This is a genomic window from Prauserella muralis (assembly GCF_003202285.1).
In the GTDB taxonomy this organism is placed as follows: domain Bacteria; phylum Actinomycetota; class Actinomycetes; order Mycobacteriales; family Pseudonocardiaceae; genus Prauserella_B; species Prauserella_B muralis.
On record NZ_MASW01000001.1, the window covers coordinates 2022501 to 2046624 of the forward strand.

21 protein-coding genes and 2 rRNA genes (1 of these 23 running past the window's edge) are annotated in these 24124 nt (G+C 69.3%); 15 read left to right on the top strand and 8 right to left on the bottom strand.

Translation table 11 applies throughout. From position 1 onward, the window contains the following. The 6 genes from BAY60_RS10730 to BAY60_RS10755 all read left to right on the top strand — a co-directional run. Window positions 1-2198: ribosomal RNA gene (locus BAY60_RS10730) — 23S ribosomal RNA — on the top strand; it begins 937 nt to the left of the window's first position. Window positions 2199-2271: 73 nt separating this feature from the next. Next, window positions 2272-2389: ribosomal RNA gene (rrf, locus tag BAY60_RS10735) — 5S ribosomal RNA — on the top strand. 115 nt (window positions 2390-2504) lie between these two features. Beyond that, on the top strand, window positions 2505-3353 hold the full coding sequence (locus tag BAY60_RS10740; RefSeq protein ID WP_170160349.1) for a GNAT family N-acetyltransferase: 849 nt from the start codon (window positions 2505-2507) through the stop codon (window positions 3351-3353). Further along, window positions 3350-4105 carry a type 1 glutamine amidotransferase gene (locus tag BAY60_RS10745; protein WP_245992395.1) on the top strand — a complete coding sequence of 252 codons (756 nt, stop codon included), beginning with the start codon at window positions 3350-3352 and terminating at the stop codon, window positions 4103-4105. Before BAY60_RS10740 ends, BAY60_RS10745 begins: the two co-directional genes overlap by 4 nt. 136 nt (window positions 4106-4241) lie before the next feature. Further along, window positions 4242-7214, top strand: a complete 2973-nt coding sequence (locus BAY60_RS10750) for a bifunctional [glutamine synthetase] adenylyltransferase/[glutamine synthetase]-adenylyl-L-tyrosine phosphorylase (protein WP_112280571.1) — start codon at window positions 4242-4244, stop codon at window positions 7212-7214. Between the two features lie 115 nt (window positions 7215-7329). Further along, window positions 7330-7761, top strand: a complete 432-nt coding sequence (locus BAY60_RS10755) for an acyl-CoA thioesterase (RefSeq protein WP_170160350.1) — start codon at window positions 7330-7332, stop codon at window positions 7759-7761. Between the two features lie 98 nt (window positions 7762-7859). Here BAY60_RS10755 and glnA read toward each other — a convergent pair whose 3' ends face one another. Continuing rightward, window positions 7860-9284, bottom strand: a complete 1425-nt coding sequence (gene glnA, locus BAY60_RS10760) for a type I glutamate--ammonia ligase (protein WP_112280572.1) — start codon at window positions 9282-9284, stop codon at window positions 7860-7862. A 173-nt stretch (window positions 9285-9457) separates the two neighbouring features. Here glnA and BAY60_RS10765 point away from each other — a divergent pair, with 173 nt between their 5' ends. After that, window positions 9458-9943, top strand: coding sequence for an RDD family protein (locus tag BAY60_RS10765; RefSeq protein ID WP_112280573.1), 486 nt, complete (start codon window positions 9458-9460; stop codon window positions 9941-9943). Between the two features lie 8 nt (window positions 9944-9951). On the opposite strand, the gene BAY60_RS10770 is transcribed toward BAY60_RS10765, so the two are convergent. Both BAY60_RS10770 and BAY60_RS10775 read right to left on the bottom strand, forming a co-directional pair. Then, window positions 9952-10860 (bottom strand): hypothetical protein, encoded by a 909-nt coding sequence (locus tag BAY60_RS10770; RefSeq protein ID WP_245992396.1) that lies wholly within the window; start codon window positions 10858-10860, stop codon window positions 9952-9954. Window positions 10861-11053: 193 nt separating this feature from the next. Then, window positions 11054-11782: a DUF4191 domain-containing protein gene (locus BAY60_RS10775; protein ID WP_112280575.1), complete on the bottom strand. Its 729-nt coding sequence runs from the start codon at window positions 11780-11782 to the stop codon at window positions 11054-11056. Between the two features lie 67 nt (window positions 11783-11849). Between BAY60_RS10775 and BAY60_RS10780 the strand changes: the two genes are divergently transcribed. The 6 genes from BAY60_RS10780 (at window position 11850) to BAY60_RS10800 (ending at window position 16265) form a co-directional block, all read left to right on the top strand. Further along, window positions 11850-13934: an ATP-dependent DNA helicase UvrD2 gene (locus BAY60_RS10780; protein ID WP_425466458.1), complete on the top strand. Its 2085-nt coding sequence runs from the start codon at window positions 11850-11852 to the stop codon at window positions 13932-13934. A gap of 193 nt (window positions 13935-14127) precedes the next feature. Then, window positions 14128-14394, top strand: coding sequence for a hypothetical protein (locus BAY60_RS36740; protein ID WP_146770994.1), 267 nt, complete (start codon window positions 14128-14130; stop codon window positions 14392-14394). A gap of 123 nt (window positions 14395-14517) precedes the next feature. Then, the gene (locus BAY60_RS10785; protein ID WP_112280576.1) at window positions 14518-14883 is read left to right on the top strand and encodes a WhiB family transcriptional regulator; all 366 of its coding nucleotides are present in this window, start codon (window positions 14518-14520) and stop codon (window positions 14881-14883) included. Beyond that, window positions 14880-15137 carry a hypothetical protein gene (locus BAY60_RS10790; RefSeq protein ID WP_112280577.1) on the top strand — a complete coding sequence of 86 codons (258 nt, stop codon included), beginning with the start codon at window positions 14880-14882 and terminating at the stop codon, window positions 15135-15137. Before BAY60_RS10785 ends, BAY60_RS10790 begins: the two co-directional genes overlap by 4 nt. A gap of 76 nt (window positions 15138-15213) precedes the next feature. Next, entirely contained in the window at window positions 15214-16083 is an 870-nt protein-coding gene (locus BAY60_RS10795) for a class I SAM-dependent methyltransferase (RefSeq protein WP_112280868.1), read from the top strand. Continuing rightward, on the top strand, window positions 16080-16265 hold the full coding sequence (locus BAY60_RS10800) for a hypothetical protein (protein ID WP_112280578.1): 186 nt from the start codon (window positions 16080-16082) through the stop codon (window positions 16263-16265). The genes BAY60_RS10795 and BAY60_RS10800 overlap by 4 nt, the downstream gene beginning before the upstream one ends. Window positions 16266-16279: 14 nt before the next feature. On the opposite strand, the gene BAY60_RS10805 is transcribed toward BAY60_RS10800, so the two are convergent. The 3 genes from BAY60_RS10805 to BAY60_RS10815 all read right to left on the bottom strand — a co-directional run bounded on the left by BAY60_RS10805 (window position 16280) and on the right by BAY60_RS10815 (window position 19787). After that, window positions 16280-17215, bottom strand: coding sequence for a hypothetical protein (locus BAY60_RS10805; RefSeq protein WP_112280579.1), 936 nt, complete (start codon window positions 17213-17215; stop codon window positions 16280-16282). Window positions 17216-17333: 118 nt separating this feature from the next. Then, the gene (locus tag BAY60_RS10810) at window positions 17334-18680 is read right to left on the bottom strand and encodes an ABC1 kinase family protein (RefSeq protein ID WP_112280580.1); all 1347 of its coding nucleotides are present in this window, start codon (window positions 18678-18680) and stop codon (window positions 17334-17336) included. A gap of 60 nt (window positions 18681-18740) precedes the next feature. Next, a complete protein-coding gene (locus tag BAY60_RS10815; RefSeq protein ID WP_112280581.1) occupies window positions 18741-19787 on the bottom strand; it encodes a ThiF family adenylyltransferase in 1047 nt (348 codons plus the stop codon). Window positions 19788-20003: 216 nt separating this feature from the next. Between BAY60_RS10815 and BAY60_RS10820 the strand changes: the two genes are divergently transcribed. Further along, complete coding sequence (locus BAY60_RS10820) at window positions 20004-20528, top strand: M48 family metallopeptidase (RefSeq protein ID WP_112280869.1); 525 nt, start codon at window positions 20004-20006, stop codon at window positions 20526-20528. A gap of 164 nt (window positions 20529-20692) precedes the next feature. On the opposite strand, the gene BAY60_RS10825 is transcribed toward BAY60_RS10820, so the two are convergent. Further along, window positions 20693-22090 carry a zinc-dependent metalloprotease gene (locus BAY60_RS10825; RefSeq protein WP_112280582.1) on the bottom strand — a complete coding sequence of 466 codons (1398 nt, stop codon included), beginning with the start codon at window positions 22088-22090 and terminating at the stop codon, window positions 20693-20695. 263 nt (window positions 22091-22353) lie between these two features. Between BAY60_RS10825 and BAY60_RS10830 the strand changes: the two genes are divergently transcribed. Then, entirely contained in the window at window positions 22354-23355 is a 1002-nt protein-coding gene (locus BAY60_RS10830; protein WP_211330294.1) for a YlbL family protein, read from the top strand. Window positions 23356-23443: 88 nt separating this feature from the next. Here BAY60_RS10830 and BAY60_RS10835 read toward each other — a convergent pair whose 3' ends face one another. Further along, a complete protein-coding gene (locus BAY60_RS10835; protein ID WP_112280584.1) occupies window positions 23444-24004 on the bottom strand; it encodes a PPA1309 family protein in 561 nt (186 codons plus the stop codon). Window positions 24005-24124: the final 120 nt, after the last annotated feature.

A 24124-nucleotide genomic window follows, 5' to 3' on the forward strand; every position in this document is an offset into this window, starting at 1 on the left:
ATCATGGGGGTAGAGCTACTGGGTGGCCTAGGGGCCTTACCGGGTTACCGAAGTCAACCAAACTCCGAATACTGTGATGTGAGAGCGCGGCAGTGAGACGGCGGGGGATAAGCTTCGTCGTCGAGAGGGAAACAGCCCAGAGCGCCAGCTAAGGCCCCTAAGTGTGTGCTCAGTGGGAAAGGATGTGGAGTCGCTGAGACAACCAGGAGGTTGGCTTAGAAGCAGCCATCCTTGAAAGAGTGCGTAATAGCTCACTGGTCAAGTGGTTCTGCGCCGACAATGTAGCGGGGCTTAAGCACACCGCCGAAGCTGTGTCATCCACACATTTCATCGGCTTCGACCTTTCGGGGTTGTTGTCTAGTGGTGTGGGTGGGTAGGGGAGCGTCCTGCATCCGGGGAAGCAGCGAGGGAACTTAGCTGTGGAGGGTGTGGGAGTGAGAATGCAGGCATGAGTAGCGAATGCAGAGTGAGAATCTCTGCCGCCGGATGACCAAGGGTTCCTGGGCCAGGTTGTTCCGCCCAGGGTAAGTCGGGACCTAAGGCGAGGCCGACAGGCGTAGTCGATGGACAACGGGTTGATATTCCCGTACCCGCGTGTGTGCGTCCCTGGCGAGGCAGGGGAGACTAACCACCCGAGCCGGTGTGGCTTCCTTCGGGAGGTCGTGCTTGGTGAGCGTGGGACCTGATCCTGTAGTAGTCAAGCGATGGGGTGACGCAGGAAGGTAGCCCCGCCAGTCAGTGGTGATACTGGTGTAAGCGTGTGGCCCGCCTGGTAGGTAAATCCGCCGGGCTGTCTTGGATGACGAGGGTGAGGCGTGATGCGTAGCCGTTGTGGTGAAGTAGGGTGATCCTCTGCTGCCGAGAAAAGCCTCTAGCGAGTGCATGTGTGGCCCGTACCCGAAACCGACACAGGTGGTCAGGTAGAGAATACCAAGGCGATCGGGTGAACTGTGGTTAAGGAACTCGGCAAATTGCCCCCGTAACTTCGGGAGAAGGGGGGCCAAAGCACCTGAAGCCCCGTTTGCGGGCTAGGGTGGGTTGGCCGCAGAGACCAGCGGAAAGCGACTGTTTACTAAAAACACAGGTCCATGCGAAGACGCAAGTCGAGGTATATGGACTGACGCCTGCCCGGTGCTGGAACGTTAAGAGGACCGGTTAACCCYTYCGGGGGTGAAGCTGAGAATTTAAGCGCCAGTAAACGGCGGTGGTAACTATAACCATCCTAAGGTAGCGAAATTCCTTGTCGGGTAAGTTCCGACCTGCACGAATGGCGTAACGACTTTCCGGCTGTCTCAACCACAGGCCCGGCGAAATTGCACTACGAGTAAAGATGCTCGTTTCGCGCGGCAGGACGGAAAGACCCCGGGACCTTTACTATAGCTTGGTATTGGTTTTCGGTTCGGCTTGTGTAGGATAGGTGGGAGACTGTGAAGCTGGCACGCTAGTGTTGGTGGAGTCGTTGTTGAAATACCACTCTGGTCGGATGGGGAATCTAACCTCGGACCGTGATCCGGTTCAGGGACAGTGCCTGGTGGGTAGTTTAACTGGGGCGGTTGCCTCCCAAAGGGTAACGGAGGCGCCCAAAGGTTCCCTCAGCCTGGTTGGCAATCAGGTGTTGAGTGTAAGTGCACAAGGGAGCTTGACTGTGAGACTGACGGGTCGAGCAGGTGCGAAAGCAGGGACTAGTGATCCGGCACCTCCTGGTGGAAGGGGTGTCGCTCAACGGATAAAAGGTACCCCGGGGATAACAGGCTGATCTTGCCCAAGAGTCCATATCGACGGCATGGTTTGGCACCTCGATGTCGGCTCGTCGCATCCTGGGGCTGGAGTAGGTCCCAAGGGTTGGGCTGTTCGCCCATTAAAGCGGCACGCGAGCTGGGTTTAGAACGTCGTGAGACAGTTCGGTCCCTATCCGCCGCGCGCGTAGGAGACTTGCGGAAGGCTGTCCCTAGTACGAGAGGACCGGGACGGACGAACCTCTGGTATGCCAGTTGTCCCGCCAGGGGCATGGCTGGTTGGCTACGTTCGGAAGGGATAACCGCTGAAGGCATCTAAGCGGGAAGCCTGTTCCTAGATGAGGTCTCCCACCCTATGTGGGGTAAGGCCCCCAGCAGACCACTGGGTTGATAGGCCAGACATGGACGCGCAGTAATGCGTTTTCGAGTGGACTGGTACTAATAGGCCGAGGACTTGCCCACAAAGATGCTACGCACCCACTCTACGATCCTGAAACACCACCACGAAACACCCCGCGTGGCTGTTTCACAGTGTTTCGGTGGTGATAGCGGTGAGGGAAACGCCCGGTCCCATTCCGAACCCGGAAGCTAAGCCCACCAGCGCCGATGGTACTGCACCCGCAGGGGTGTGGGAGAGTAGGACACCGCCGAACTCAACTTGAAGAAATGGCCCGCCGCGTCTTCGCGGCGGGCCATTTCGCATTTTCGGGGATAATTCGATCGACCACCGGTGAACCTGGCTGACACTCTGACCATGTGGATGTCAGGGTGTATTCGGATGCCAGAGCGTTCGCCGACGCCGCGCGGCCGGTCTATGTGGCCGATCCCGCGCGGCACACAGCCGCGCTGACGGCTCTGCGCGGCATCGAGCGTGGCAGCGCTGCCTCCGTTGCCGCGCTCGTGTACCGCGCAGGCCGTCCGTACGGCGCGATCGTCGGGAACGGGCCGTTCCCCGTCACCCTCAGCGGTCTGCCTGTTGACGCGGCGCCCGCGGTGGCCCGTGCGCTGGCCGACGCGGGCGCGGTCCTGGACTGCGTACGCGGGCCACGTCCGGAGACCGAGGCGTTCGCCGAGGCGTGGTCAGCAGAGACGGGCGCTGACGTCGCCGCCAGCCCGAGCCGGTGGCTGTACGAACTCGGCACCCTCACCGAGCCGGAGGGAGTCCCGGGCGAGGCGAGACTCGCGACGGCCGAGGACCTTCCGCTGCTGCAACGCTGGCGGCAGGCGTTCGCCGACGAACTCGCCGCGATGGCGCACGGCGAGACACTCTCGTCGAACAGCACGGCCTGGTCCCTCGACGACGGCGACCGGTACGGCATGTGGTGGATCCGTGGCACGCCAGTCGCGATGGCTCTCGCCCGCCGACCGGAGTCCGGCATGTCCCGGATCAGCTACGTCTACACCCCGGAGGAGCACCGCGGGCACGGCTACGCGTCCGCGCTGACCGCCGTCCTGTGCCGCTGGGTCAGGGACGCGGGAACGCCGCACGTCGTGCTCTTCGCCGATGTCGGTAACCCGGTCTCCAACCGCATCTACCAGCGCATGGGTTTCCAGCGCCGGATGGAGGACATCGAGCTGCGGTTCGTCCCCGCACACACCCGTACGCTGGAACGGTGAGCACCGCGCGACTGCTGATGATCCAACCCGACCCGACGGACCCTCCGGGCCCGCTCGGAGACTGGCTGACCGAAGCCGGCGCCGAACTGGACGTGCGGAGGCCGTTCGCCGAAGCCCTGCCCTCGAGCCTCGACGCCTACCAGGGGCTCGTGTGCCTGGGGGGCGGCATGAACGCGGAGGAGGACGACCGCCACCCGTGGCTGCGTGATGTCCGGCGCCTGCTGAGCCGCGCCGTCGGCTCGCAGCTGCCGACCCTGGGGGTGTGTCTGGGAGCGCAACTGCTCGCCGTCGCGACCGGGGGTCGCGTGGTGCGCGGCCACGACGGGCCGGAAGCCGGCCCGGGGCTCGTCGCCAAGAAGGACGCCGCCTGGAAGGACCCGCTGTTCGCCGACCTGCCGCTGATGCAGGACGTGCTGCAGTTCCACGCCGACGCGATCGAGCAGCTGCCACCCGGCGCCGAACTGCTCGCGTCGGCACCCCGGTACCCGAACCAGGCCTACCGGCTGGGCCGCTGTGCCTACGGACTCCAGTTCCACATCGAGACGACGCCGCAGGTGGTGCTCGACTGGGTGGCCGACGCGCCCGACGTCGCCGCCGCCGCACGCGCCGACGCCTTCACCGACGAGACCCTCGCCACCCTGCATGCCGACCTCGCCGAAACCTGGCGCCCCTTCGCCCAGCGCTTCGTCCAACTGGCCACCGGCGCCCGGGAACCCGTCGCCGCCCAACCCCGCACGCTCCCCCTGGCCTAACCCAACCCACCCCCCACCCGCCCGCCAAACCGTGAGCAGGGGACCTTTACTCCCGCGAAACGAGAGTAAAGCTCCCTTGCTCACGGCACGCGGGCTCGAGATGTGGGCTGGCCGATTCCGGCTACGGTGTTAGCCGATGGCAGAGCGCACTCGACCGGCAGCCTCGGCGGCACGGTTCGGCTTCACGGACGACCGGGCAGAGGCCCAGCTTCGTGCTGCCGGCTGGTGGGACGACGCCGGACCCGCCGACGGCTGCGGACAGGTGCTCACCGCGTTCTCCCGCGCGCCCGATCCCGACCTCGCACTGCGTGGCATCGACCGCATCCGCGAGGCCGACGAGGCCGGGTGGCCCGAGCTGTCGGCCGCGCTGCGGGACGACACGACGCTGCGTGGCAGGCTCGTCGCCGTCCTCGGGACCTCCACCGCGCTCGCGGACTTTCTGGTCAGCTCGCCGGACGAGTGGCACCGCCTCACCGGCGAGGCCACCACGCCGAGCGGCCACTACTCCACCATCCTCACCAGCGCGGTGCGGCCTGAGGGTGATGCGCTCACCGGAACCGATGCCGAGCAGGCCCTGCGCAAGGCCTACCGCGGCCTGCTCCTGGAGATCGCCGCCGCCGACCTGAGCCCGCTCGTGGAGCCGGACCTGCCTCAGCCCTCCTTCGCCGAGGTCGCCGACGCCCTCACGGAACTGGCCGATGCCGCGTTGCGGGCCGGCCTGGTGGTCGCCGAACGCGAGGTCACCCGCTCGGCCGACGCCACTCTCGCGGTGATCGCCATGGGCAAGTGCGGCGGACGCGAGCTCAACTACGTCAGCGACGTCGACGTGGTGTTCGTGGGAGACGGCGACCTTCAGGTGGCGACCCGCCTGGCGACCTCGATGATGCGGGTGACCGGTACCGCGTGTTTCGAGGTCGACGCCGCGCTCCGGCCCGAAGGCAAGGCAGGCGCGCTGGTTCGCACCCTCGAAGGCCACGAGGCCTACTACAAGAAATGGGCCCGCACCTGGGAGTTCCAGGCGTTGCTCAAGGCGCGGCCCGCGGCGGGTGACGTCGACCTCGGGCGCCGCTATGCCGAGCTGGTCGCGCCCATGGTCTGGTCTGCCGCCGAGCGCGAGAACTTCGTCGCCGACGTGCAGCAGATGCGCCGGCGCGTGGAGAAGCACGTCCCCTCCGAGATCGCCGAGCGCGAGCTGAAACTCGGCCGCGGCGGGCTGCGCGACGTGGAGTTCGCCGTGCAACTTCTGCAGCTCGTGCACGGCCGGGTCGATTCGGGACTGCGGTCGCCGTCGACGATGGAGGCACTGGACGCGCTCGGCGCCGGGGGCTACGTGGGGCGCGCCGACGCGGCCGAGCTGCGTTCGTCCTACGAGTTCCTCCGCACCGTCGAGCACCGGCTGCAACTGCGCGGACTGCGCCGTACTCACCTGTTCCCCGAGTTCGACGACCGCGCACAGCTACGCGTCCTCGCGCGCGCGACCGGGATCCGCCCGGTACGTGGCAAGTCCCAAAGCGACATTCTCGCGAGCGAGTTTCGCAGGCACGTTCAGCGGATCCGGCGGCTGCACGAGAAGCTGTTCTACCGGCCACTGCTGGACGCGGTCGCGCGTGTGCCGACCGCGGCGTTGCGGCTGACCACCGAGCAGGCCGAGAGCCGCCTGGTGGCTCTCGGCTACGCCGCCCCGGACGGAGCGCTGCGACACATCAAGGCCCTGACGTCGGGGGTGTCGCGGCGGGCGGCGATCCAGCAGGCTCTGCTGCCGGTGTTGCTGGATCTGCTCGCCGACACGCCGGACCCCGATGGTGGGCTGCTCGCGTACCGGCGGGTGTCGGAGGCGCTGGCCGACACACCCTGGTATCTGCGTGTGCTGCGCGACGAGGCCGCCGTGGTGGAGCAGTTGGCCACCCTGCTCGGCACCTCGCGGCTCGTGCCTGACCTGCTCGTGCGCGCACCCGAGGTGCTGCAGCTGCTGGCCGAACCCGACCGGCTCGCCCAGCGGTCTCCGGACGAGGTCGCGACGTCGCTGCGTGCGGCGGCCCGGCGGCAGCCCGGGCTCAACGCCGCCGTGGCCGCGGCCCGCTCCCTGCGCAGGCACGAACTGCTCAGGGTTGCCTGCGCCGACCTGCTCGGGCTGACGGATGTGGCCACCGTGTGCCGGGCGCTGTCGTCGGTGTGGGGCGCGGTGCTGCAGAGCGCCCTGGCGGCGGCCATCCGGCAGCGCGCGGCGCAGGTGGGTGCCGAGCCGGCGCGCATCGCGGTGATCGGCATGGGCAGGCTCGGTGGCGAGGAGCTCGGCTACGGGTCCGATGCCGACGTCCTGTTCGTGTGCGAGCGCAACGACGGCGCCACCGATGGTGACGCGTTGAGGTTCGCGACATCGGTCGCCGAAACCGTGCGGCAAGTGCTTGGCGCTCCGAGCCAGGATCCTGCGCTGGAGGTGGACGCCAACCTGCGTCCTGAGGGGCGCAGCGGCCCGCTTGTCCGGACGTTCGAGTCCTACCGGGCCTACTACGCGCGGTGGGGTGAGGTGTGGGAGGCGCAGGCGCTGCTGCGGGCGCGGTTCGTCGCCGGTGATGCCGAGCTGGGCCAGCGGTTCGTCGACGCCGTTCAGCCGATCCGGTATCCCGAGGGCGGCCTCGACGCGGCGCGGGTTCGGGAGGTCCGCAGGATCAAGGCCCGGGTGGAGACGGAGCGGATGCCGCGAGGGGCAGACCCGACCATCCACACCAAGCTGGGCCGGGGCGGGCTGGCGGACGTGGAGTGGACCGTCCAGCTGGCGCAGCTGCGCTTCGGACACGAGATGCCGAGCCTGAGGACCACGTCGACCCCGGCCGCGCTGGCGGCGATGGCCGACACGGGACTGGCCGAGGCCGAGGATGTCGGCTCGCTGCTCGACGCGTGGCAGCTGGCCACCCGGGCCCGCAACGTGGCGATGCTCGTGCGCGGTAAGGCGGTCGATCAGCTGCCGACGTCCGGCCGGGAACTCGCCGCCGTGGCTCGTGTCTTCGGCTACTCGGCTGACGACGACCCCGGCGAGTTCCTCGACGCCTACCGGCGCACCACCCGACGCGCGCACGCCGTCGTCGAGCGCCTCTTCTACGAAAGCTGACCACCCCCGGCCGCCAAGCAGTGAGCAAGGGACCTTTACTCCCATCTGGCGGGAGTAAAGGTCCCTTGCTCACCTTTGTGGGACCCGGGTGCGAGGGCGTGTCTAGGGTGGGGGCGTGACTGAGCGGAAACCTTTCAGCGTCCGGTTGAAGGTGCGGCACTACGAACTCGACACCCTGGGCCATGTCAACCACGCCGTCTACCACTCCTACGCCGAGGTTGCCCGGCTGGAACTCCTGGAGCAGGCGGGCGGCCTCGGCGACGGCCTCCGGGCCGCGCGGCTGGCGTCCGTGATGCTCGAATCGCACATCAGCTTCCGCCGGGAGCTACGCGCGGGCGACGTCATCGACGTCACGTGCGAGGTGAAGTTCGGCGAGGGCAAGACGTTCCGGATGGACTCCAACATCTACAAGGCCGACGGCACACTGTCGGCGGAAATCACCTGCACGTTGGGCCTGATGGACCTGGACCGGCGCAAACTCGTCGCCGAGCCACGCGCCCGGCTCGACGCGGCCGGCGTGGACACCGCTGCCCTCTGCGGCAGCTGACCGGCCCTCCACGGCACGCGCGCCCCAACGACGGACGGCCCCGCCAGTCACCGACTGGCGGGGCCGTCCGTCGCAGCTGAACGGTTTCGACTCAGCGATCACACGTCGTAGTACAGCGCGAACTCGTACGGGTGCGGGCGCAGCCGCAGCGGGTCGATCTCGTTCTCCCGCTTGAAGCTGATCCACGTCTCGATCACGTCGGGGGTGAACACGCCACCGTCGAGCAGGAACTCGTGGTCGGCCTCCAGCGTGTCGAGCACGGTGCCCAGGTCACCCGGCACGAGCTTGACGTTCTTGGCCTCCTCGGGAGGCAGCTCGTAGAGGTCCTTGTCGATGGGCTCGGCCGGCTCGATCTTGTTCTTGATGCCGTCCAGGCCGGCCATCACCATCGCCGCGAACGCCAGGTAGGGGTTACCGGACGAGTCGGGGCAGCGGAACTCGATGCGCTTGGCCTTGGCGTTGCTGCCGGTGATCGGGATGCGGACACACGCGGAGCGGTTCCGCTGCGAGTACACCAGGCTGACCGGAGCCTCGAAGCCCGGCACCAGACGGTGGTAGGAGTTGACCGTCGGGTTGGTGAACGCCAGCAGGCTCGGCGCGTGGGCGAGGATGCCGCCGATGTAGTGGCGCGCAGTGTCCGACAGCCCGGCGTAACCGGATTCGTCGTAGAACAGCGGCTCGCCATCCTTCCACAGCGACTGGTGGCAGTGCATGCCCGAGCCGTTGTCGCCGAACAGCGGCTTCGGCATGAACGTGGCGGTCTTGCCCGCGGCGAACGCGGTGTTCTTCACGATGTACTTGAACAGCTGCAGGTCGTCCGCGGCGTGCAGCAGCGTGTTGAACTTGTAGTTGATCTCCGCCTGGCCGGCGGTGCCGACCTCGTGGTGCGCCCGCTCGATCTGGAATCCGGACTGGACCAGGTTCTGGGTGATGTCGTCGCGCAGGTCGGCGTAGTGGTCGACCGGCGGCACCGGGAAGTAGCCACCCTTGAACTTGGTCTTGTAGCCCTTGTTGTTGCCGTTTTCCTCGGCGCCGGTGTTCCACCAACCCTCGACGGAGTCGATCTCGTGGAAGGTGCCGTTCTCGGCGGAGTCGAAACGCACCGAGTCGAAGACGTAGAACTCGGCCTCCGGGCCGAAGAACGCGGTGTCGGCGATGCCCGACTCGGCGATGTACTGCTCGGCCTTGCGCGCGATGTTGCGCGGGTCACGGCTGTACGGCTCGCGCGTGAACGGGTCGTGCACGAAGAAGTTCAGCGACAGGGTCTTGTGCTTGCGGAACGGGTCGATCCGCGCCGTGGCCGGGTCCGGCAGCAGCAGCATGTCCGACTCGTGGATCGACTGGAAACCGCGCACCGACGACCCGTCGAAAGCAAGACCTTCCTCGAAGGCATCCGCGTCGAACGCAGAGGCGGGGACGGTGAAGTGCTGCATGATCCCCGGCAGGTCACAGAACCTCACGTCGACAAATTGCACGTCCTCGTCTGTGATCAGACGCTGGACATCGTCTGGAGTAGTGGACACCCTCGGTGACTCCTTCACGTTCGTTGCCGGCCGCCTTACTCTCTTCGGCTCACGCTAAGAGCGCGGTGTTGCCCGACCGTCACCCGTATGTTTCGCCGATGTTAACGGGTCGGCCGATACCGGATAGGGCACCGGCGCGAGCGCCGTATGCGCAGGCGGCATACCCTGGAAGGGTGGCAAGGTGGACCGGCGAGTGGCTGACGTCGCTTTCTTCCGGGAGCGTGACCGGAGATCAGGAATCTCCACGGTGGCCTGGTGAACACCTGGGGCTGCCGGAGCAGGGCGTGGGTGCGGTCGCGGGTGGCGGCCGTCGGTTCCTGGCTCTCGTCATCGATCTGGTCATGGCGTCACTGCTGACCTCCCTGTTCATCCGCCCTGACTACAACGACGTGGCGCAGATGCAGAGCTACAACCTCTGGGCGGTGGCCGTCTGGGCCGTCATCACGGTGCTGCCCGTGTCGATCGCGGGTTTCACGCCTGGCATGGCTATGTGCGGGGTCAGGGTCGCGCGGCTCGACGGCGTTGCGTTGGTGGGAGCCTGGCGGGCCCTGCTGCGAGCGGTGCTCACGTTCCTGCTCATCCCGGCGATCGTGCGCAACGCGGACGGCCGTGGCTGGCACGACCGCGCGACGAACACGGTGGTCCTGCGCACGCGCTGACCGGCGGGTCACGCGGCCGGCCGCCACAGCCTCGTCCGCACGGTCGGCGGCGGGCGGTTTGCGGCCTGGGTGAACGCAGCACGCAGATCGGCGATGACCGCCTTCGGGTTCCGGCGCAACTGGGACGGCAGCGTGTGGACCACCAGGATGCCCGCGGCGGTGAGCCGGGTGTGTTTGCGGACGGTACGGCCGTAGCTGTCCGGGTCGAGGTGGAAGTCGATCGAGTCGATCTCCCAGGCCAGTCCGACGTCGGGCCACCACGCGTCGGCGACGCCGAGCAACCGTCCTTCGGCGTCACGGATCTCGACGTTCCACTCCGGCTCTGGGAGCTTGCTGCGCTTCGCCACGCGTGCGGCCCATGCCTCCGCCGCCGAGCGTACGCCCTTGTCCATTTCCTCGATGACGATGCGGGGCAGCGCGGAGCCGATGGTCGTGCCCTGCTCGAGGGCCTGTCTGAGTTCACGCGGATGGCACAGGCCCCGCTGCACGGCGTCGGCGATCATGGCGCGGATGTCGTTGAGGCTGGCCATCCGGTGGGCGGCGTCGACCAGCGCGCGGGCGAGCGGTGCGACCGGCAGGCCGCCGACGTGCGTCGGTTCGGGCAGGTGGATGGTGCGTTCGACGACCGCGAAACCGCGGGTGGCGACCTTGCGCGCGTGCGGGATGAGCACGTGTACCCGCGAATCGGCAGGCAGGCGGCGCACGCCGTGCAGGCGCGCCGCGGCGATCCCGGTGAGCATGGCGTCCGTCCCCGCATGGGCAAGCGCGGCCCGGTTCAGCTGGTCCGGGGTGGGCCGGCCGTTGTTGAGCAGGACGACGCCGGGAATCAGCCGCTGCCAGGGCCCACCGGGCCGGCAGCGGCGGGAAATCGCCGAATGGGACATGCCCAGGGCGACAAGCTCTGCCCGGGGTGCCACGCCCCCGGGGAACCGTCTGTGCAGGTCATCGTGCTCAAGCACGCGTTGTCGTGCCACCCGGCCATCATGCCGACGGCCACCGACAGTTTCCGGCCCGTCGCAGTGAGCAAGGGACCTTTACTCGCGTTCGCCGGGAGTAAAGGTCCCTTGCTCACTGCCTCTGGGGTGGCGGAGAAGGGTGCAGTGGACCGGCTCAGCGGCGACGGATGGTGCGTTGGACGTTGCGCATCTTGGCGCCCTGCGGCATCGGACCCTTCGGGAGGGCGGCACCGCGGTTGCCGAGCGCCGCCAGCTTGGCCTCAAGGGCGTCCACCTGCTTCGGCTTGAGGTTCCTCGGCAGCTTCATCATGTGGTTCTGCAGCCGGCGCAGCGGGACCTGGCCCTCCTCGTTGCCGACGATGAAGTCGTAGATCGGCGTCTCGCCGACCAGCCGGGCGATGCGCTTCTTCTCCTGCGAAAGCAGGTTCTTCACGCGGTGCGGGGCGCCCTCACCGACAAGGACCACGCCGGGCCCGCCCAGTACCCGGTGGACGGCGTCGAGCTGGGTCGTGGCGGCCACCGTCTGCGTCACCCGCCAGCGGCCGCGCAGATTGTCCAGTGCCCACGCCGCGGCGCCGGGCTGGCCCTCGGCCTTGCTGAACACCGTCTTCTGCACCCGGCGACCGAAGATGATCACCGCGGCGAGCACGCCGAGCATGATGCCGATCGGCAGCAGCCACCACTGGATGCCGATGAACCAGCCGATCCCGAACACGACGCCGGTCACGACCAGGAACGATCCGAGCATCCACGGGATCAGCGCCTTGTCTTCCTTGCGCTGCATCTTGAACGCCTGGAAGATCTGGCCGCGCTTGGCCTTGCTCGCCGCGCGCTTCTCCCGTTTGGCCTGCTTGGCAGCCTCTTTGTCCAGCTTCTCCGCCATAATGCACCAGGATACGGGCGACCGGGCGGGCGTGGCCCTGTCGGTCCCCTCTGCGAGGATGCCGCTCGTGGGAAGTGCGCTTGCGAACCGCCGCCAGGACCTGCTCGACGGCCTCGACCCCGAGCAGCGGGCCGCCGCGTGCGCCCCCCGCGGGCCCGTCTGCGTGCTCGCCGGAGCGGGAACCGGCAAGACGAGGACGATCACCCACCGCATCGCCTACCTCGTGTGTTCCGGCCACGTCGCCGCAGGCCAGGTGCTCGCCGTCACGTTCACGGCACGGGCCGCGGGCGAGCTGCGCGCGCGGCTGCGCCCTCTCGGTGTGGAAGGGGCGCAGGCTCGCACGTTCCACGCGGCGGCGCTGCGCCAGCTCCGGTACTTCTGGCCGCGCGTGGTCGGCGATCGCCAGTGGGACCTGATCGAGGGCAACAAGCTCCGCCTGGTCGGTCAGGCCGCCAACAAGCTGGGCCTGCCCACCGAGCTGGAGGTGTTGCGCGACCTCACGAGTGAGATCGAGTGGGCGAAGGCGTCACTGATCGGGCCCGACGACTATCCGGCCGCGGTCGCCCGGCGCAGCCGCGACGTCCCGGAGCCCGCCGAGCGCATCGCGGAGCTCTATCGCACCTACGAGCGCGCCAAGAGCGACGCGCAGCTGCTCGACTTCGACGACCTCCTGCTGCACACCACTGCGGTGCTGGAGGAGCACAGCGCCGTCGCGGAGGAGTTCCGCGACCGCTACCGCTGCTTCGTCGTCGACGAGTACCAGGACGTCACACCCGCTCAGCAGCGGTTGCTCGACGCCTGGCTGGGGGGCCGGGACGACCTGACCGTCGTCGGTGACGCCAACCAGACCATCTACTCCTTCGGCGGCGCGTCGCCGCGCCCACTGCTGGAGTTCACCCGGCGATTCCCCGACGCGACGGTCGTCCGGCTGGAACGCGACTACCGGTCCACGCCGCAGGTCGTCGCGCTCGCGAACCGGGTGATCGGCGCGGCACGGGGCAGGCCTGCGGGGTCACGGCTGAACCTCGTCGGCCAGCGGCCGGACGGCCCGCCGCCCCGCTTCGCCGAGTACGACGACGAGGCCACGGAGGCGGCCGCGGTCGCGGCCCGGATCCGGGAGCTGCTGGACGCGGGGGTGCCGGCGAGCGAGATCGCGGTGCTGTACCGGGTCAACGCCCAATCCGAGGGCTATGAGCAGGCCTTGTCCGAAGCGGGCATCCCGTACCTGGTGCGTGGTGGCGAACGGTTCTTCGCACGCAGGGAGGTGCGCCAGGCCATGGCGGCGCTGCGGACGGCGGCCGCCGGGGAACCGCAGGGCGAGCTCGTCACCATGGTCCGGCGCGTCCTTGCCGGTGTCGGGCTGACCGAGCAGCCGCCTTCGGGCGGCGCGGCGAAGGAGCGCTGGGACGCGCTGCTGGCTCTGGTGGAGCTGGCCGAGGAGCTCGCGGCGACCACCGACGGCGCCACGCTCGGCCGCTATGTCGCCGAACTCGACCAGCGCGCCTCGGCCCAGCATCCGCCGACCGTCGAGGGCGTCACGCTGGCGTCGCTGCATGCGGCGAAGGGTCTCGAGTGGGACGCCGTCTTCCTGGTCGGACTTGCCGAGGGAACGTTGCCGATCCTGCACGCCGACGGCAGCGACGAGGCGATCGAGGAGGAGCGGCGGCTGTTCTACGTCGGTGTCACGCGTGCGCGGGAGCACCTGTCCCTGTCGTGGGCGCTCGCGCGCAATCCCGGCGGCAGGCGCAACCGCAGGCGCAGCCGCTTCCTCTACGGCTTGCTGCCGGAGGACCACCCGGCCGCCCGGGTCGGCAGGCAGCAACAGAAGCCGATGGAGCCGAAGGCGCGGTGCCGCATCTGCGGGGCGGCTCTGCTGGCCACCATGGAGATCAAGCTGGGGCGGTGCGGGAAATGCCCGGCCGACATCGACGAAGACCTGCTCGCCAGGCTCAAGGAATGGCGCGTCGAGCGTGCGCGGGAACTGAACGTGCCCGCCTTCGTGGTCTTCACGGACGCGACGCTGGTCGCCATCGCCGAGCAGCGACCCGCCGACACCACGGCGCTCGTCGCGATTTCCGGCATCGGCGCCACCAAGCTGGAGCGCTTCGGGGCGGACGTTCTCGCCGTCGTCAATCAGAGACACGAGCGGTAGCACCCTCGGTACTGTCCGCGTCGCGAAAACCCTGCTCACGAGACTTTCTCCACCGCATGGGGGACATCTTCGTAAAATCAGTTGCCCCGGCCGGTACCGGCGCAATAGCCTGCAAGGACTGGGTGGAGCATCCGCGATTCTCGGTCGCCGACCGCGTCGGCGTACCGGCGGACAGCGTGAAGGGAGGTGCCAGATGAAGCTCGATGCACAGGTCGGCATTTCTGGCACTCCGCTGTCCCGGACCAACGAATCCGTCATGACCGAGTGCCGACGTGTCGGCACGTTCGGTGGCGGTTGGTATGTCGAGACTCTCGCTCACGGTCAGCGCACGCGAGCGCGCCTCGTCAACACCACTGCCAACGCCGGGGTTGTGAACCCGGTGTTCCGTCCGGCGACCGCCGAGATGCCGTTCCTGAAGCAGCTTTGGGTTCCGCCACGTCCAGGCGAGAGAAGTCCATGACAGCACCCGTCATGGGACAGGCTCTCGAAGGCCGCGGAACCGTACTCGGATCCGCGGCCTTCGTGCTGTTTCAGGGCAGTTTTCGGCTCAACAGGTAACCCCACAACACAAAGGAGAACGGGAATGCCATCGGCAATCGCCTTCGCGTCAGAGGAGGCGTTAACCGAGGGATCGGCCGGAAGTACCGGCGTCGCGGAGCTTCTCGACGCGGTGTCGGCACCTTCCCTCGACCTGCCCTGTCAATCCGGCAACGCGGACCTGTGGTTCGCGGAGGCCCCTGCGGACCTGGAACGCGCGAAGCGCCTGTGCGGTGACTGCCCGGTGCGGGCAGGCTGCCTCGCGGGTGCGCTCGCCCGCCGTGAGCCGTGGGGCGTCTGGGGCGGAGAGATCTTCGAGCGTGGTGCCGTGGTGGCGAGGAAGCGCCCCCGCGGACGTCCGCGCAAGAACCCCGTCGAGCACGCGACGGCAGGCCACCGGAGCGCGGCATGAGCATCGACCTCCAGCTCGATCAGCGCGCGCTACGCGAGACAGACCACCCACTGCCCGACAGTGCGGGCATCGGGTTCGGTACCACCAAGGAGACCACTCGAATGTTGCTGCACGAAGAACTGGCGAGAGAACGAATACGGGACCTGCACACCGCTGTCGCCGGCAGCCGGGCGGCCCGCCAGGCCCGCGCCGCCCGGCGCTGGGCCCGGGTCGCCCGTTGGGCGTCCCAGCGTTCTCGCCGCTATCACCAGTAGTTTCGGCTGCCGGGGCGGAAGGCGGCAGTGGACCGCTTTCCGCCCCGGCGTCATCCCAGTGGTGTTCAATGGCCGGGTGTCCGCACATACACACGACGACATCGACTGGGCCGCACGGCTTTCGGCGATGCGCAGACTCGATGCCCTCGAGCAGGACGCCATCACCGCCGTGGCATCGCGGCTCACCGCGGAACTGCCCGCCGATGCCGTGGTCGTCGACGTCGGCTCCGGTTCTGGTGGCATGAGCGCGGCGCTCGCCGAGGCCCTGCGTGGCCGAGGCGGCACGCTCGTGCTCGTGGACGCCGTGGACGAGCTCCTCGAAGCCGCGCGGGACGCGGCGGTCGAGCGAGGCGGCGCCCGGGTCCGCGTGGACACCGTGATCGCCGACGCCGGGAGCGACGACCTCGGCACCCTGGTGCCTCCTGCCGACCTTCTCTGGGCCTCAGCAGTGGTGCATCACCTGCCTGACCAGCAGGCTGCGGTCGACCGGCTCGTCGGCGTGCTGCGGCCGGGCGGCCTGCTCGCCGTGGCCGAAGGTGGGCTCGACGCCCGTTGCCTGCCGTGGGATCTGGGAGTCGGGGACCCAGGTCTGGAGCTACGACTCAACGCGGCACGCGACGCATGGTTCGAGCGGCTGCGCGCCACCATGCCGGACGCCGTGCGGATGCCCTACGGCTGGACATCGGCTCTGCGCCGCGCCGGACTGAGCGACGTGCACTCGTTCAGCTACCTGCTCGATCACCCGGCTCCTGCCGGAGTCGCGGTACGGGACTTCGTGGTGGAGCGGATCACGTGGCTCGGTGAGACCGTCGGCGAATGGCTGAGTGAGGCGGACAAGGAGGCGGTGCGGCGGCTGCTGGACCCCGGCAGCGCCGACTACCTCGGCGCGCGGGACGACCTGTACCTCCTGAACGCGCGAACCGTGCACCACGGGCGACGATCATGACCGAGCAACCGGGGGCGGTCGCGTGCTCGGTGTGTGCCGCCCCGCGCGATGCCGAAAGCCCTGTCCAGGCGCTGATGTGGGTCCGCGAGGACGAGCGGGGCCGTGTTCGCTGGCTCTGCCCACGTTGCGCGCGCACGCACGTTCGCGACATCGAAGCGAAGCTGCCGAGCGAGTACTGGTGACATTCCCGCGCCGGTCATGCCGCCTCCGCCGCCCAGGTGACCAGCGGCCTGGAACGGGTCGCAGCCTTGCGGAACGCGCTGGCCAGCTCCCGCAGCACCAAGTCCGGATCGTCACGCAGCCGGTCGGGCGGCGTGCGCACCAGCACGACTCCCGCGGCGGTGAGGGAGAGGTGGGCGAGCTGGCCGCCAGGGTCCTCGGCGGCGGTACTGCTGAACCGCCAGCCCAGCCCCACGTCCTCCCACCAGGCGTCCACCGTGCCGATCGGTCGTCCGCGCAGGTCGGACACGGTGACGTGCCATCGTGGGGGTGGCAGCGGCGCTCGGCGGATGAGCTGCCGGGCCACTCCGTGCACGTAGGTGTCGCGCATCCTCCTCAGCCTGCGGAGCTCGGCGCGAACCGCGGCCGACCCGCGCTGGCTGCCCTCGTCGAGTTCCTGCTGCAGGTCGTCGAACGTGCAGAGCCCGTAGTACACCGGGAGGGCCAGCAGGTCCCGCAGCGTGTCGGGATCGTGTTCGCGTCGCGCGGCGTCGAGCGCCGCCCGGGCTGCCGGGGCGAACGGCAGGCCCCCGATCAGCACCGGGTCGGGAGGCCGCATGGTGCGTTCCAGATGGAGAAAATCCGGCGGCAGCACCCGGCGGTGCGCCGGCACCAGCAGATGGATGACGCGAGGCACCGGCAGTTCGAGGCCGTGCGCGATCAGGGCGTCGATGCCGGAGAGCACGCCATCGCCGCCGAGGTAGACCGCCGCCGCGCGCAGCAGCTGTCTTCGTGTCGGCTCGCCGGGCGCGAGCTGGATGACGCCGCGCATCAGCTTCCGCCACGGGCCGTCAGGCCTGCAGCGCATCGCGATGACCCGGGTCGACAGCCCGCTGTCACGCAGCTCGGCGACCGAGATGATGTTGTCGGGTGCGTCGGGCAGCAGTACGCCCGTGTGCGCTCGTCTGGTCATGTCCCGAGCGTGGCCGTCCACGGTCCAGTTGCGGAAGCGATCGCCGAGAATGTGGACAACTCGCCGTCGTGAACGGCACGTTCGGGTCAATTCGCCGCGAACTGTGGACAACTCGCGATCATGACGCGAAGCCGGGCTGCCAGCGTTCGACAATGGAGCGCAGAGCCAGCTCGGCATCGAGCTGGCACAGGATGCCCACGGCGCCCGCGGTCACCCGGTGGATCTGCAACCAGTGCGGCGGCAGGTTGAGAGATCGAGCGGTACGGAAGTCCTGGCTGCGAACGTCGCCCATCCGGAGCGCCTGCTTCTGGGCCCAGCGGCGGGAGAAATGGAAGCGCTCCTCGGTGAGCGGAGCGACGAAGGGAAGGAGGTACTTGTAGACGTCATCGGCATCGACGTCGGCTCGGGGGCGGACGAACCCCTCGGCACGGAGCACGTCGAGCAGGTCGGCCGACCGGCCGTCGAGCGCGAGCCGCATGATGCGGCCGAGGGTGGGCGGCGCACCTTCGGGCAGATGCGCCACGGCGCCGAAGTCCAGCACCGAGATCCGCCCGTCGTCGAGCAGCATGAAGTTGCCCGGGTGGGGATCGGAGTGCAGCATCCGCGCTCGGGCAGGCGACGAGTAGTGGAACTCGGCGAGCAACCTGCCTGCCTCGTTGCGCTGGTCGACCGTGCCGCTGCCGATGATTCGCGCGAACGGGGTGCCGGTGACCCACTCGGTGACGACGACCTTGGGCGAGCTGGCCACGACCCGCGGAATGTAGACCTGGGCGTCCTGGTCGAACGCCCTGGCGAAACCGCGCTGGTTGTCGGCCTCGGCCCGGTAGTCCAGCTCCTCGTCCATGCGGGCGGCGAGTTCCGCGAGCAGCGGCTTGACCTCCGTCCCGGGGGCCAGCGCCTGGAACAGCCTGCTGAAGCGCTGGAGCTGGCGCAGATCGCTGCGTAGGGCCTCGTCCGCACCGGGGTACTGGACCTTCACGGCGACCGGTCTGCCGTCGTGCCAGACGCCGCGGTGCACCTGGCCGATGCTGGCCGAGGCCGCCGGGTCGTCGTCGAAGTCGGCGAAGCGCTGCTTCCAGGCGCGCCCGAGCTGCTCGGCGAGGACACGGTGGGTCTGGCGGGCCGACATCGGCGGCGCGGCGGCCTGGAGTTTGGTGAGCGCCTCACGGTAGGGGGCGGCGTACTCGTCGGGGATGGCCGCCTCGAACACGCTCAGGGCCTGACCGAACTTCATCGCGCCGCCCTTGAGGGTGCCGAGCACCTCGAACAGCTGCTCGGCGGCCTTCGCCGAAAGGGCGGAGTTGACCTCCTCGGCGGTCTGGCCGGTGAGGCGCCTGCCCCAGCCGCCGACAGCGCGGCCGGCGATGCCCAGCGGCAGGCTCGCCAGCTTTGCCGTCCGCGCGGCGGTTCTGCGGGGCATCGCCGCGTCGGCGCGGTCGTCGAGGGAGTCGCGGAAGTCGGTCACGACAGCGATTCTGCCTTGCCGATCACGGGGTCCGCAGCCGTCTGTGGTCGTAGTTGCCCGCTACGTCCTGAAGCGTGGCTTGCTGGCCCCGCATCCGCAGCGCGGGTGGGGGAGCCACTCGCGCTGCGTCATCGTGCCGCCGTAACAGTCGATCTCGAGCGTGGCGTTCCAGGTCGGGGGCGGGGTGTCCTCGGGGCTCAACACCCGGAGCGCCTGACCGGCGGCGAGCGCGGCGACCGCGTGCACGCTGCTGAGCTCGGCACGCTGGTAGCGGCCAGCGAGCTGGCCGGCAACCCGCGGCCAGCACGAGTCGAGCGCGGTGCGGTGCAGGTCGGCGCAGCGCAGGCAGCTGCTGCGGCCGGGAAGCACGAGCGGGCCCACGATGCCGATTCCGTCCCGGACCCGGACGGGCAGGTGGGCGGCGCCGTCGGCCATCAGCTCGGTGACCACCTCCGGCGCGGGGACGACGGCGTCGGTGAGCAGCACGAGATCGGGCAGCCGGTTGCTGCGGATGCGCCCGGTTCTCGTTCGAGGGTTGGCTCTGTGGACGACCGCCGCGAGAGCCTGGCGTCGGCCCATGCCGACATCGCCGTCGACGAAACCGGAGCCGAGATCGTCCATGCCGACCGTGCCCTTGGCCTCGGTGTCGATGTGCCCGACACCGGCGGCCGCGAGCAGGGCGGCGACCGCGGCGGCCACGCGCCCGCCGCCGTGGATCAGAACGGCACACTGGGCCCGCTGCGACGCTGTGTCCTGCCTGCTCCTGCCCAGATTCGCCGACCACAGCTCGGGCTCCTCGGTCCGCGTGTGCGGGTGCGCCGGGGGCTCCGCGTCCTCGATGAGTCCACGCTCGGTGAGGCCGGTCAGCAGATCGCGCAGCCGCTCGGCGTGTTCGCCCTCGGCGAGCGCGAGCAGCGAGCTGGTGCTGCGGCTGCCGTCCAGGCTGCGCAGGATGTCCATCAGGATCGGTGGCAGGTGCGGTGCGACGACGGCATGGCGTGGCTCCAAGCCGATCTGCAGTTCGTCGGGTCTGCGTTCCAGGACCTCCAGTCCCGGTACGAATCGCGGGCGTCGCGGGATGGTCACGCTGCGTGTCGGTTTGGCCATGTGGCTCAGGGTGACGTCTCGTCGCCTGACGCGCACCCACCGTGCCCCCAGTTGTCCACAAGTAAACCTATTTGTGGACAACTCCGGTCTTGTGACCTTCGAGCCATCCTCGTTGTCGGCCCCTGGCCTTACGGTGGACACGTGGCCGAAGCACGGGTTCCCTCCTTGAGGAATCGGGACAAGGGCAAGCGCCAGCCCTCGGTCCCAGAACAGAAAATCGAAGTGCGGCGCAGCGCGCGGCGCCACCGCACGGTGACCGCCTACCGGGACGGCGACACACTGGTAGTGCTCATCCCCGCCAAGATGAGCCGGGCCGAGGAAGAGCACTGGGTCGGGGAGATGCAGCGCAAGCTGCAGCGAACCGAGACGAAACGGGCCTCGCCGGTCCGTGCCTCGGACGAGGCGCTGCTGCTGCGGTGCCTGGAGCTGTCCAGGCGCTACCTGGACGGCACGGCGAAACCGGCCAGCGTGCGCTGGGTGCCGCCGATGCGTACCCGGTGGGCGTCCTGCACGCCGGCCGATCGGACGATCCGGGTGAGCGAGCATCTGAGAAGCGTGCCGTCGTGGGTCCTCGACTACGTCCTCGTCCACGAACTGGCGCATCTGCGCGTCGCGCAGCACAACGCCCGTTTCTGGGCTCTGGTCCAGCGCTACCCGAAGACCGAGCGCGCCATCGGGTACCTCGAAGGGCTTTCCGCCGCCGAGGGGCTGGGCATCTCGGCGCTCGACGGAGCCGACTAGGAGCCCGCCGAACGACCAGCCCTGGCGAGCGCCGTCCGTGCGGCGGCACTGGAGGGCGGCTGCCGTTCAGCGCGCGCCTGGGCAGTAAGGCATGCGGCGGGCTGATCGCGGTCCACGCGACCGTGATCAGCCCGCACCGCGGACAGCCGGCGTTCGAGGGCCAGTCAGGCCTGCTTGCCGGTATCGCCTTCGGTGTCGTCGTCGGGGCCGCCCTCGCCCGCCTCGTCGGCCTTCTGCGACCTGGCGTCTTCCTCGGCCCGCTCCGTCCGTTCCAGCTCGGCGATGGGGTCGTCACCGAGCTCCGCCGGTGCGCCGAGCCGCTCGGCGAACGCCATCGGGTCGTCCAGGTCTTCGGCTGTCGGCATCAGGTCCGGGTGCGACCACAGGTGGTCGCGCTTGTCGATGCCGTGCTGGTCGCCGACCAGCTTCCACAACGCCGACGCCGCACGCATCCGCCGCGGGCGCAGCTCCAGGCCGACCAGGGTGGCGAACGTCTGCTCGGCGGGTCCGCCCGTCGCGCGCCGGCGGCGCAGCGTCTCCCTGAGCGCATCGGCACCGGGCAGCCGATCACCGACCGCCTCGGCCACGACGACGTCGACCCAGCCTTCGACCAGCGCGAGCAGCGTCTCCAGCCGCGTCAGGGCCGCCTGCTGCTCCGGCGTGGTCTTGGGCTCCAGCAGGCCCGACGACATCGCCTGCTCGATGCTGGCGGGGTTGCTCGGATCGACCTGGCCGGCAAGCTCCTCCAGCGCGGACGTGTCCACGGTGATGCCGTGCGCGAACTCCTCGACCGTCGCAAGCAGCCGCTGCCGTAGCCACGGCACGTGGGCGAACAGCCGCTGATGCGCCGCTTCCCTGGCGGCGAGGAAGACGAGCACCTCGCTGCTGGGCCGCTCGAGTCCCTCGGTGAACTTCTCGATGTTCGCGGGAAGCAGAGCCGAGGTCGCGGCCGGGCCGAGCGGGAGCCCCACCTCCGTCGACGTCAGCACCTCCGAGGCCAGTTCGGCGAGGGCGTTGCCCAGCTGCGAGCCGAACGCCATGCCACCCATCTGGCCGACCATCGACAGCAGGGGGCCCGCGGCCTGCTTGGCCTCTTCGGGCAGCGCCTGCATCCAAGCTCCGGACACCTGCTTGGCGACCGGGTCGCACAGCCGTTGCCAGGTCGGCAGCGTCTTCTCCACCCAGTCCCGTGCGTTCCAGGCGACGGTGTTGGACGCTCCCGCAGGCAGGATCGTCGCCTCGTCCAGCCACAGCTCGGCGAGGTGAGCGGCATCGCGCACGGCACCCTCGCCGGAAGTCTCCGGGGAGGAGAAACCCAACGTGGATTCGCCGCCGCTGGCGAGGCGCTGCATGGCGATCTGTTTCGCCAGGTCGTAGTTGACCGGTCCCGACGAACTGCCTGCCTGGCTCAGCATCTGGCCGAGCTGGCTGAGCATCTGCCCCAGTTGCTGGAACGCGTCGGCACCCGAGCCAGGCGGCTGCTGGCCGCCGGAGCCTGACGACTCGTTGTCCCGGCCCTTGTCGGGGTCGGGCAGGCCGAAGCCGAACGGTGGGTTGCTCATATCACCACCGTACGCGGGCCTGCGCGAACGTCATCCCCGGATTGGCGCAGCCCGCCCCCTAGGGGTCGTGGCGGGCGGGCAGACCTGCACCGTTCGCTGACATCCGTCACCGTACGCTGTGGGCTGTGAGCGAGCCCCGCGACAACACAGCAGCATCAGGTGTCACGCACGCGAGCGCCGCGCCCGGTGAGGCGGCGGAGCACAGAGACGCGCAGGACACCGCGTCCGGTGGGCGGAGGCGGCTGAGCAGGCGCGGGTGGACACTGCTGTTCAGCGGGGTCCTGGTGGTGGTGTTCGCCCTGCTCGGCGCGTTCGTGCGGGTGCCCTACGTGGCGCTCGGTCCCGGCCCGACCTACGACACGCTCGGCACGGTCGACGGCGAACGGGTCGTGACCATCGACGGTGAGCAGACCTATCCGACGCGCGGTGAGCTGCGGATGACGACTGTGTCGCTGAACGACAACGTGACGTTGTTCGGCGCGCTCGGGCTCTGGGCGAGCGGCCGGTACGCGATCGCCCCCCGCGAGGAGTACTTCCAGCCGGGGCAGACGGACGAGGAGGTCCGGCGGCAGAACGTCCAGCAGTTCCAGGACTCGCAGAGCAACGCGGAGGTCGCGGCCCTCCGCAGGCTGGGCTACCCCGTGCGCGTGGTGGTCAAGGAGGTCGTCTCGGACAGCCCGGCCGATCGGGTGCTGAAGCCGGGTGACCGGTTGCTCAGGGTGAACGGACAGCGGATCGGCAACGAGGACGACGTCCGCGAAGCCCTCGCCGACACCCGGCCCGGCCAGTCCGTGTCGCTGACCTTCCAGCGGGACGGGCAGCCGCCGCGCACCGAGTCGGTGACGCTGGCCAGGCACCCCGACGGGCCGCAGGGCTTCGTCGGAATGCAGCCGATCGACCGGGCCGACGTGCCGTTCGAGGTGGACATCTCCCTCGAGGACGTCGGCGGCCCCTCGGCCGGTCTGATGTTCGCGCTGGCGATCGTCGACCGGATGACGCCGGAGGACCTCGTGTCCGGTGAGCGCGTTGCCGGTACCGGTGAGATCACCGAGAAGGGCGAGGTCGGGGCGATCGGCGGCATCTCCTTCAAGGTCGTCGCCGCCAAGGAGGCGGGGGCCAGCGTGTTCCTCGTGCCTGAGGACAACTGCGCGGAGGCGGCCGCGGCCGCGCCGGACGGTCTGCGCCTGGTCAAGGTCTCCGACCTCAACGGCGCCGTCAGCGCCCTCGAGAACCTGCGCAACGGGCAGCCGGTGCCCTCGTGCTGAGCCGCCGCCCCGGAACCGGGAGCAAGGGAGCTTTACTCTCGTCTGGCGGTAGTAAAGGTCCCTTGCTCCCGGTCTGGGGGCGGGGAGATCAGGGGAGCAGGGTGGCGCGCAGGGCGTCGACCAGGTTCGGGGCGAGTTCGGGATGCTCGATGATCTCCTCGACGCCGTCCTCGTCGTCCTCCTTGCCGCGCAGGCGCATCACGCACGCGGCGGCGCCGTCCCGCAGCACCGCGGCGACCAGGCGGGCCTCGGTGCGCCGGGGATGGTGGGCGGCGGCCTGCCTGAGCCGTTCGACATCGCCGGACCCGGCGCTGTCGTCGACCTCGGGCAGCTCCGACTCGGCGTCCGGGGGCAGCACGATGATCTCCTGGGCCAGCGCGCAGCCGTGGACGGCGTCGGGCCAGGCGATGTGCGCCAGCGCGTCGGCGAGGTCGCCTTCGGGCAGGTCCTCCTGTGCCACGGGCGTCAGCTCGCTTGCCTCGTCCAGCTGGCCCGCCAGCTCGGGCTGCTGGCGAAGCAGGTCCGCTGTCGGCACGAGCGCGAACAACTGCGGGCGCTGGTTCCAGCCCGCAGACGCGACGAACTCCTCCACCTCGCGCGCCAGCGCCGCCACGCCTGGTGCCCCCGCGTTGTTCTCGCTGTCGGTCATGGGCACCATCGTGTCAGGCGGCTCGAGGCGGCCCGACTGCGCCCGGTTTGGGGGGTTTCGGGAACTCGGACCCGGCTCCGTACAGTTAGATAGCCATGGGACGCTCACAGCGCTGGCGCC